The 8,217-nt window shown below is 67.2% G+C and carries 6 protein-coding genes; 3 read left to right on the forward strand and 3 right to left on the reverse strand.

The annotated features are described in order from the left end of the window. Positions 1–32 precede the first annotated feature (32 nt). Positions 33–2,606, forward strand: a complete 2,574-nt coding sequence (locus tag GB932_RS09045; RefSeq protein ID WP_156760369.1) for an AAA family ATPase — start codon at positions 33–35, stop codon at positions 2,604–2,606. Positions 2,607–3,300: 694 nt separating this feature from the next. On the opposite strand, the gene GB932_RS09050 is transcribed toward GB932_RS09045, so the two are convergent. Next, positions 3,301–3,993, reverse strand: coding sequence for an SAM-dependent methyltransferase (locus tag GB932_RS09050; protein ID WP_231916095.1), 693 nt, complete (start codon positions 3,991–3,993; stop codon positions 3,301–3,303). 96 nt (positions 3,994–4,089) lie between these two features. On the opposite strand from GB932_RS09050, the gene GB932_RS09055 reads away from it, so the two are divergent. Beyond that, positions 4,090–4,677, forward strand: a complete 588-nt coding sequence (locus tag GB932_RS09055) for a helix-turn-helix domain-containing protein (RefSeq protein ID WP_156760370.1) — start codon at positions 4,090–4,092, stop codon at positions 4,675–4,677. Here GB932_RS09055 and GB932_RS09060 read toward each other — a convergent pair. Both GB932_RS09060 and GB932_RS09065 read right to left on the reverse strand, forming a co-directional pair. After that, positions 4,674–5,813 carry a hypothetical protein gene (locus GB932_RS09060; RefSeq protein WP_156760371.1) on the reverse strand — a complete coding sequence of 380 codons (1,140 nt, stop codon included), beginning with the start codon at positions 5,811–5,813 and terminating at the stop codon, positions 4,674–4,676. The two genes, GB932_RS09055 and GB932_RS09060, sit on opposite strands and share 4 nt — an antisense overlap. Beyond that, positions 5,806–6,786, reverse strand: a complete 981-nt coding sequence (locus tag GB932_RS09065; protein WP_156760372.1) for a DUF6578 domain-containing protein — start codon at positions 6,784–6,786, stop codon at positions 5,806–5,808. The genes GB932_RS09060 and GB932_RS09065 overlap by 8 nt, the downstream gene beginning before the upstream one ends. 744 nt (positions 6,787–7,530) lie before the next feature. On the opposite strand from GB932_RS09065, the gene GB932_RS09070 reads away from it, so the two are divergent. Beyond that, positions 7,531–8,217: DUF222 domain-containing protein (locus GB932_RS09070; protein ID WP_156760373.1), on the forward strand; the 687-nt coding region annotated here is incomplete at its 3' end.

Consider the following 8,217-nt stretch of genomic DNA (forward strand, 5'->3'; position numbering starts at 1 on the left):
CGATTTCTGGACTCATCACAGGAAGAAAGCAGATGACCCTCAACGACGATTTGGCGAGTTGGCTTGCTGCACGGCCGGACTGGCAGAAGGAGGCCGTCGCGCGCTTCTGCCGCAACGAGACGTTGTCCGCGGACGGTGTGTACGCCATCGCGGATCATTTGATCGCGGGAACGTACCCGAGCGCTGCAAACGTAGAAGCTGCTGACATTCCGGGCTCGACAGCCGCAGGAGACCCCGTCAGCCTCATTAAGGTATCGGGCGTCGAGGGTATCAACGCGCTTGCCGCGGGCCAGACCCTCTCGTTCGGCGCCGCGGGACTGACGGTCGTCTTTGGTAACAACGCCAGCGGAAAGTCTGGTTACGCGCGGCTCATCCGTGAAGCCGTTACCGCCCGTGTTAAGGACGCGCAGCTACTTGGTGACGTTTTCTCGGATGCGGATGCTGCGCAGTCGGCGAAGCTCGACTACCGGGTTGGTACCAACGACGCGACGTGGAATCTAGGAGAGCCACCGAGCACCGAACTCTCCCGAATCCGCTTCTATGACGAGGACTGCGGTGATGCGTATGTCTCGACTGCCTCGGAGGCCAACTACCGGCCATCAGCGCTCACGATTCTTGACCAGTTGTCCGACGCTTGCGAAGCGGTCGCGGCTGAACTCAGTCGCCGACTTGGTACGAACCAGACCGAACGACCGCAGCTTCCGGTGCTCCATCCAGGCACTCCGGCATCGGCGTTCCTCTCAGGCATCTCGGCCGCCACGACCAGGGAGGCGATCGAGGAAGCCATCACACTGGCCGAGGATCATGACGCGCAGCTAGCGAAGCAGCTCACGTCGGAGGCGCGACTCAAGGGAAGCGACCCGACGAAAGAGAAGGATCGTCTCGCAGCGCTCGGTCGCGACTGGTTAGCTGTTGCAATTCACGCCAAGACGGTAGAGGACGCACTGGGTGAAAACGAGCAGCGCGAACTGAGAGACCTACAGCAGAGGGTCGTCGACCTACAGGAAGCGGCGCGCATTGCATCCGCTCGCACTTTCGACTCGGAGCCTCTGCCGAGCGTCGGCTCTGAGACTTGGCGAGCGCTGTGGGAAGCCGCGCGCAAGTTCTCGCTCATTGACGCATACCACGATCACGACTTCCCGGTGACAAGCAACGAAGCAGTTTGCGTCCTCTGCCAGCAGCCTCTGAACGAGCAGGCCGCCGACCGACTCGCTCGGTTCGAGGCGTTCGTCAGAGACACAACTTCAAGAGACGCGGACACCGTCACCAAAGCACGGGCGATGTTCCGGAGCCACTTCGTTGACCTTCAGACCCTGCCTATCGCAGTTACCGCAGCAATCAATCGACTACAAGACGCCGGCGAAGACGTGCAGTCGGTGCTCGACTGGTTTGATGCCGGGACGCGCGCAGCAGCTGCGGCCGTCGCCTGGATCGATGGAGAGAACGGCGTCGATCTACTTCCGCTCGCGCACTCGTTCGGAAGCCAGGCGGCCACACGCCAGCAAGCATTGACGACAGAGGCGGGAGCTATCGACGCATCGACCTTCGCCCAGACGCTCAGCGCGACGAGCAAGAAGGTCGTTGAACTGCAGGACGCCAAGACGCTCCACGAGGCAAAGGCGACCATCGAGACCGAGATAGCACGCCTTGCCGAGCGCAAGGCGATCGAAGACGTCCGCCGCCTCACCGCTACAAACGCGATCACGACGAAACGCGGAGAGCTGACCGAGACATACGTCACAGCGGAGGTTCGTGATCATTTCACACGAGAGACTGAACGCCTCGACCTGCGCAGAGTCACTCTCAATCGGACCGGACGAGGGCGCAACTCCGCGCTCGAGCATCAGCCGAGCCTGCTCGGGTCACGACGTAGCGCAGGCGTCGCTCAGGTGCTGAGCGAAGGAGAGCAGACGGCGCTCGGTTTGGCGGGATTCCTAACCGAAGTGGAACTCGACAAGTCGCTTTCGAGCGTCGTCTTTGACGATCCTGTCTCATCGCTTGACGCGGAGCGACGGTCGAAGGTTGCACTCCGCCTGATCGAACTGGCGATCGAACGACAGGTGATCGTTTTCACGCACGAGATCACCTTCGTTCATGCGCTGATTAAAGCGGCGACGGGCAAGTCGGTCGCCACCACGACACGATCAATTCAGCGAATGGGTGGCACTCAGCCCGGCCTCATCATTGATCAGCTTCCCTGGGCGGCGAAGGACGTTCCGAAGCGGATAAACAAGCTCGAGGCAGATCTGGCGCGCTTGAGAAGAGAGCGCGAGACTCTGACGGACGACGACTACACCGATCGGACTGCGCAGATCGCGGGCCGACTTTCTGAGGCCCTTGAGCGTGCGATGAACCTGCTCATCGTCAACGAGCTCGTCGATCGCGGGACGAACGAAGTGCAGACAAGGATGTTGAAGATCCTCCCGAAATTTACGCAGGCTGATCACGATGAGTTCCAGGCAGCGTACGCGAAGACGTCAAGCTGGGCGGCACGGCACGACAACGCGCCAGAGGAGAACTACGTCGCGCCGACGGTCGATGAGCTTTGTGACGAGGCCGCCTGGTTGAAGGTATGGCATGCTCGCATCAAGCAGTACGCGAGATGATCCTGTCTCGCGCGTGAACTGGCAGGCCACGGCATCGGTTGGTTTCGTGGGGCCGGGTTGCAGGGTTACCGGACGCAGCGGCGGCCCCACACCTGGAGCCGGATCGCCTGCCGACGGTGCGTCCGCCATCATCGCAGTCGCCGCCGGCGACCGGCCGGGAACCGCACGATTTCTTAACGCTCAGTTCGGCATCTTTCCTGGTGACTCGGCCGCGGCGCAGAGCACCATCCAATAGACGGAGCCCGATGAAGTAGACGCCGTACCTGACGTCCACGAGGTGACTTTCGAGGGCTCGTGAACCCGTGACCACCACGGGCTGCTATCAAGCGCCGGGACCTGGCCGGGACCTGATGCATGCAACTCATGCAATCCATGACGTGAAATGGTGCCGTCTTAGGGGCATCTAGGCCCGGAAAATCAACGAATCGCGCCGAATCGTCTACCTGGGGGTCAAGAGGTCGCAGGTTCAAATCCTGTCAGCCCGACACAGGATCGAACGGGGCAGAGGACATTCCTGTGCCCCGTTCGTGTGTCGGAGGTCGCTCGCGCAGTGCCGGCGCGGCATGCACGACGCCCATCTCAGCGCGTACGAGGCGTTCAAGGTGAGAGATGGCGGACGGCGGGCTCGTCGGCCAGGTGAAGCGACGGGGCGTCGGGATGTCGCTTCTCCGTGCATCCTTCCCACGGCATCGGATCAGGTCAGGCGATGGGCGCGGACGATCACGTCCCGCAGCTCCATGCCCTCACCGCGGGTGTGGACGGTGCGGGTGTTCTCGTAGGCCGCGTCGATGCGCCAGGCCTGACCGGTGAACAGGCTCGTGATGCCGGCCAGCGCGGCCGTGGCCTCCTCGGGAGGGCCGCTGGTCGGAGCATGATGGCGGTGCTGAGCCTGCTGGTCGTGCAGATGGCCGATGATCAAGAGCGTTCCGCCCGGGGCGACCCACGACGCGATCCGCTGGTAGAACGCGAGCTGGCCGATGTCGGCGTGGGCGTAGCTGCTCACGACCAGATCCCACTCGCGGTCCGGTTCCCAGCGCGCCAGGTCGGCCTCGATCCACTCGATTCGATCATCGAGGCCCGCGGACGCGGCGCGACCGGCGGCGGTCGCGAGCGCCGCGGAGGAGATGTCGGCCCCGGTGACGTGCCAGCCCTGTTCAGCCAGCCAGAGGGCCTCGGTGCCTGTTCCGCACCCCGCGTCGAGCGCAGTCCCCGCAGGCAGATGCGCCGTCTCGGAGGGGATGTAGGGGTGGATCGGCAGGCTCCGGCGCTCGCTCAGCTCAGCGGCGCCCCAGTGGCTCTCCCAGTAGGTCTTGTCGAACTGATGCACCGGCTGGCCTCCGCCGTTCTCCGCCACGGCGTCTGTCTGGTCGTCATGCGCTGTGCCCACTGTGCTGTCCTCCTGCTCGTTCACGATGTCCGGAACCAGGATCGCTCAGCATCATGCGTCTGGCAATCTCTCTTGCCAAATGGCAAAGTGGCGCACATGGACGAAGCCGCAGACCAAACCCTCGACACCGTCGGCCCACGCCTCAAGCACCTGCGACTGCGCCGCGACGTCACCCTCACCACGCTCGCCGAGGAGACCGGGATCTCCACGAGCACCTTGTCCCGCCTGGAGGGCGGGCTGCGCCGCCCCACGCTCGAGCAGCTTCTTCCGCTCGCGCGGTACTACGGCGTCACGCTCGACTCACTGGTCGATGCGCCCCGTACGGCGAATCCGCGCATCGATCTCCGCCCTGTGTCCTGCAGGGACGGTTCGATCATCATCCCTCTCACTCGGCGCCCCGGCGGTGTTCAGGCGTACAAGTTCGTCCTCCCGACGGGCAGTGACGACGCGACGCCCGATCTGCACTCCCACGAGGGCTTCGACTGGGCGTATGTGCTGAACGGGACCCTGCGCCTGGTGCTCGGCGACCAGGACCTGCTCCTGCAGGCCGGTGAAGCGGCCGAATTCGATACGCGAACCCCGCACTGGTTCGGAGCCACCAGCGCCGGCCCCGTCGAGTACCTCAGTCTCGTCGGACGCCACGGCCAGCGCGCGCACGTTCGCGCCTCCATCGGTGACCTTTAGCCTTCCGCCGCTTTCGGGTCGCCCGGGCCGGAGCTCGTCCAGAGGTGTTCCGTCCCGCGCTCGTCCAGCCTCCACATCTGAGGCTCGTCGACGAGGCGGATCCGCGAGGTGAACCAGTACGTCTCGTCAGGCCCCCACCCGGCGATGACGGTCGCGTCGTCCGGGCCGACGGGGATCGCGGTGCCCGCAGCGGCGAGATACGCGCCGACCTGCAGGTGCACGCCGTCGTAGTGCTCGGCGACGGCCGCCCAATCCGGGACCACCCAACGCCCCGCCCGTCCCGTGACCTGGTACCAGTCATGGCGCTTCTGGAAGGTCTGATCGAGCGGGAACCGTGCGCACAGCTCCGCCCACGCGTCCGCGGAGTCGATCTCGAACACGCGCAGGCCTCCGGGCACCCCGACATGCACGCTCTCCGCCGCCTCCCATCCCAGCGAGTCCTCGACGAGCCAGAGGCCGGCGGGACCGCCGTCCGCGATCTCGCGCGTGGAGGAGGGGATGTCCCACGTCGGTCGGGACCACCATTCCCCGCTGAAGGGCGCGGCCGGATCCGCAGGCCGTTCCCGCGCCGCGCGCTGTTCCTTCTCGATGTCGTCGGTCCGCGCCGCGCGCAGGATCGCCAGCGGCTCGGCGGGGACGTGCGTGGGCGGCTGGCCTTCCCACTGGACGGCCGACTGCGTTCGCTCGTCCACAGGGCTCCGCCACCACGCCGTCTCCGCGGACGCCGCGACGTGCTCGGCGACGCGTCGGAGGGCGGCACGCATCGGCGCCGTCGCGGCGAGCAGGTCCTCGCCGTCAGGGCCCTGCCAGTAGCGGGCCATGTCCACCGACCTTCGGAGACACAGCAGCAGCGCTCGCGATGTCACCGGCACCAGCGGCACCTTCGCCAGCAGCGTTGCGGCGTCCTCGGGGGACACGCGAGGGGGCTCGGCGCGTGCTCCTGAGCGGAACAGCGTCCCCCTGTCCGGATCGAGGCGGTGCGCGGCATGGAAGACCGCGACACCGAGGGATCCGTCGCGGTCGGCGTGCCACTGAAGTCGTTCTGACGCAAGCGCGAACTCGAGCAGCAGACGTCGCCCACGAGGGCCGTCGAGCAGGGCGTCCGCGAGCGGCAGGGCGCGTCGATCCTCACTCATCGATGTCGCTTCCGGGGAGGGGTGAACGGCTGTGCGTTCTCGTCTCACGAGGCGCGGTGCTCCACGGCGCGGAGGAACGAGATCCCCGCTGCAGCCGCTCCCAGAGGTCTCCGACGATGACCATCGTCCCACCGCCCGTCGCGAACGGCTCGACGCTCGTGCTCGACACCCAGCGACGCCCGTCGCGCGTCACGACGACCGTGTCCAGGCGGCCGCCGCCGCCGTCGAGCTCGACCACCTCCTCGGCGACGCGCCCCGCGGCGGCGGCCTCGAGGAGCTCCCCGACCAGGCGCGCATGGTCGAGATCCGCGGGAAACCACCAGGATCCGTCGCCGATGTGCACGCCGATGCCGTCGTCGTCCTGGTCGCTCCGCGTCCACTGCACCGCCGCCGATCCATGTCGCGATGGCGCGATCGTCACGGCGGAGCGCTCGCGGTCGCGCACGATGACCGAGACACCGCCGAGATCCGCTTCGGCGCGATCGGCGGTCGCCTCCAACTCGGCGCCGACCACGTCGCCCATACGATCCCGATCGCGTGCGGCCGCCCGCGCCGCCTCGTCGTGATCCGATCGCATCGACGGGCTCGCGACGAACGGCGGCAGCTCCGCGTCATCGGCGACATCGACCTCGACGAGATACTCGGCGTGCTCGGTCGTCTCGGCTCTCGCGATGCCGGTCAGCGCGGTGGATTCGGGGCGCTCCCGGTCGAGCGTGAAGGCGCGGGGATCGCCCGGCACAGGCACGCGTGGGTAGGTGATCCCCGTGATGCGGCGCACCGTCCCGGTGACCGGCCAGTGCGGGACGTCATCGGGCGTCTGGTCGTGATGCTCCTCGAGAAATCGCGGGAGTCCGCGGGGAGCCGTCGTCGTCGGATCGGCGGCCTGCAGGATCCACGTCACCTCTCCGCCGACATGGAACGCCTCGCCGCAGCAGGCCTGCTCCCACTCGGTCACCACCACCTCGATCCGCATGATTCGAGCGTAGGGGGAGGGGCGGGGCGAAGGCGGCGGTGGCGTGCCACCCGTTGCGGGCGTACCGCAGCGGGACCGTGTCGCGTGTTGGTCGCGATTCGAGAGCGGATCCGCGTCGGCCGGGACGTCAGCTGGCGCTCGCGTATGCGACATCCGATCTCATGATCCTGATGGGGCCGAGGAGCGCCGGGGGTGGGAGGTCGCAGCGCACGCGATGGTCGTCGCGGTGGAGATCCCGCTGCGGCGGAGCGTGCGGGTGCCCGACACGCGACCGCGGTGCTGATCCCGTGGGGTGGGCCCCGCGCGGGCGTTCTCCGCCCGGTGTCGTGTGCGTCACATCCGAGTGATCGGCGGCGAGGGCCTCCCGGCGTCGTGCATCTCATTCTTCACCGTGGCGAGGACCTCGACAGCGGAAGCGGACTTCAGCCTGCGAGGCCAGTGCGCGTGCGCGGATCGCATGAGATCGGGCATGCTTCCCACCCGTGCCGGAGGAATCGGTCGCGGACACGGAGATGAGCGTGCAGGTCGTGGTCGGACAAGCTTCGACGGTCTGCCGGAAGTCGGACCCCGCCCGAAGATGTGTGAGTCGGGTCGCCGTTCTCGTCCATCGATGCGTACATGCCGTGCGAATGCCGCCCCGGAGAGGGGCTCGCACGATCAGGTTCCGGGGGCCTCGCGGGAAGGCCGCTCCTCACGCAGCTCGGGGTCTCTTCGTTTGTCAGTGGTGCCTCGTAGCGTGGGGTCATGGATCAGGAACGCGTCGCGGAGAAGCTGCCCGGGCTCACGCCGGGTGAGTTGGCGCGGGTGCGGGGCCTGATCGATGAGGTCGCGGAGTGCGATCGGGATATCGCGCGGGCCGAGGGCGTCAAGGCGCGGGTGTTGGCGGAGCTGGCGCGGATCGCGCACGCGGAGGGCGCCCGGCAGGAGGCGCCGGATGGGCCGGAGTATGCGCGGCGGGCGATGGCGGCCGAGGTCGCGGTCGCGACGCGGGTGCATCCGTCGTCGGCGAAGCACCGGATGGAGGACGCCGAGCGCCTGGTGGCGGATTTCCCGGTGACGCTGGAGGCTCTGTCGGAGGGGCGGATCTCGAAACGGCACGCGGATGTCATCGCGGGCGCGGGGGTGAATCTCGATGCGGGTGGGAAGGCGTCGTTGGATGCGCATGCAGTGGCGTTCGCGAGGGTGCGCACGGCGGGGGAGGTGGGGAAGATCGCGAAGCTGCAGGCGGCGCAGCTCGCACCGGTGTCGCTGCGGGAGAGGCATGCGCGGGCGCGGAAGGAGCGCCGGGTGGTGCTGACGGAGTGTGACGACGGGATGAGTGAGCTGTGGATGTTCGTGCCGAGTCTGGAGGGGCGGGCGATCTATGACCGGGTCACGCAGATGGCGCGGGCGGTGAAGACCGACCGGCGGCGGGCGCGGGCCGAAGCGGCG

Origin of the sequence: Microbacterium karelineae, from assembly GCF_009745985.1 — a bacterium.
GTDB lineage: Bacteria > Actinomycetota > Actinomycetes > Actinomycetales > Microbacteriaceae > Microbacterium > Microbacterium karelineae.

Bases quoted from the DNA above. Each gene is read 5' to 3' on its own strand.
- GB932_RS09055 (WP_156760370.1), top strand. From the start codon at position 4,090: ATGGACGAAGCCGCAGACCAAACCCTCGACACCGTCGGCCCACGCCTC.
- GB932_RS09065 (WP_156760372.1), bottom strand. From the start codon at position 6,786: ATGCGGATCGAGGTGGTGGTGACCGAGTGGGAGCAGGCCTGCTGCGGC.
- GB932_RS09045 (WP_156760369.1), top strand. From the start codon at position 33: ATGACCCTCAACGACGATTTGGCGAGTTGGCTTGCTGCACGGCCGGAC.
- GB932_RS09060 (WP_156760371.1), bottom strand. From the start codon at position 5,813: ATGAGTGAGGATCGACGCGCCCTGCCGCTCGCGGACGCCCTGCTCGAC.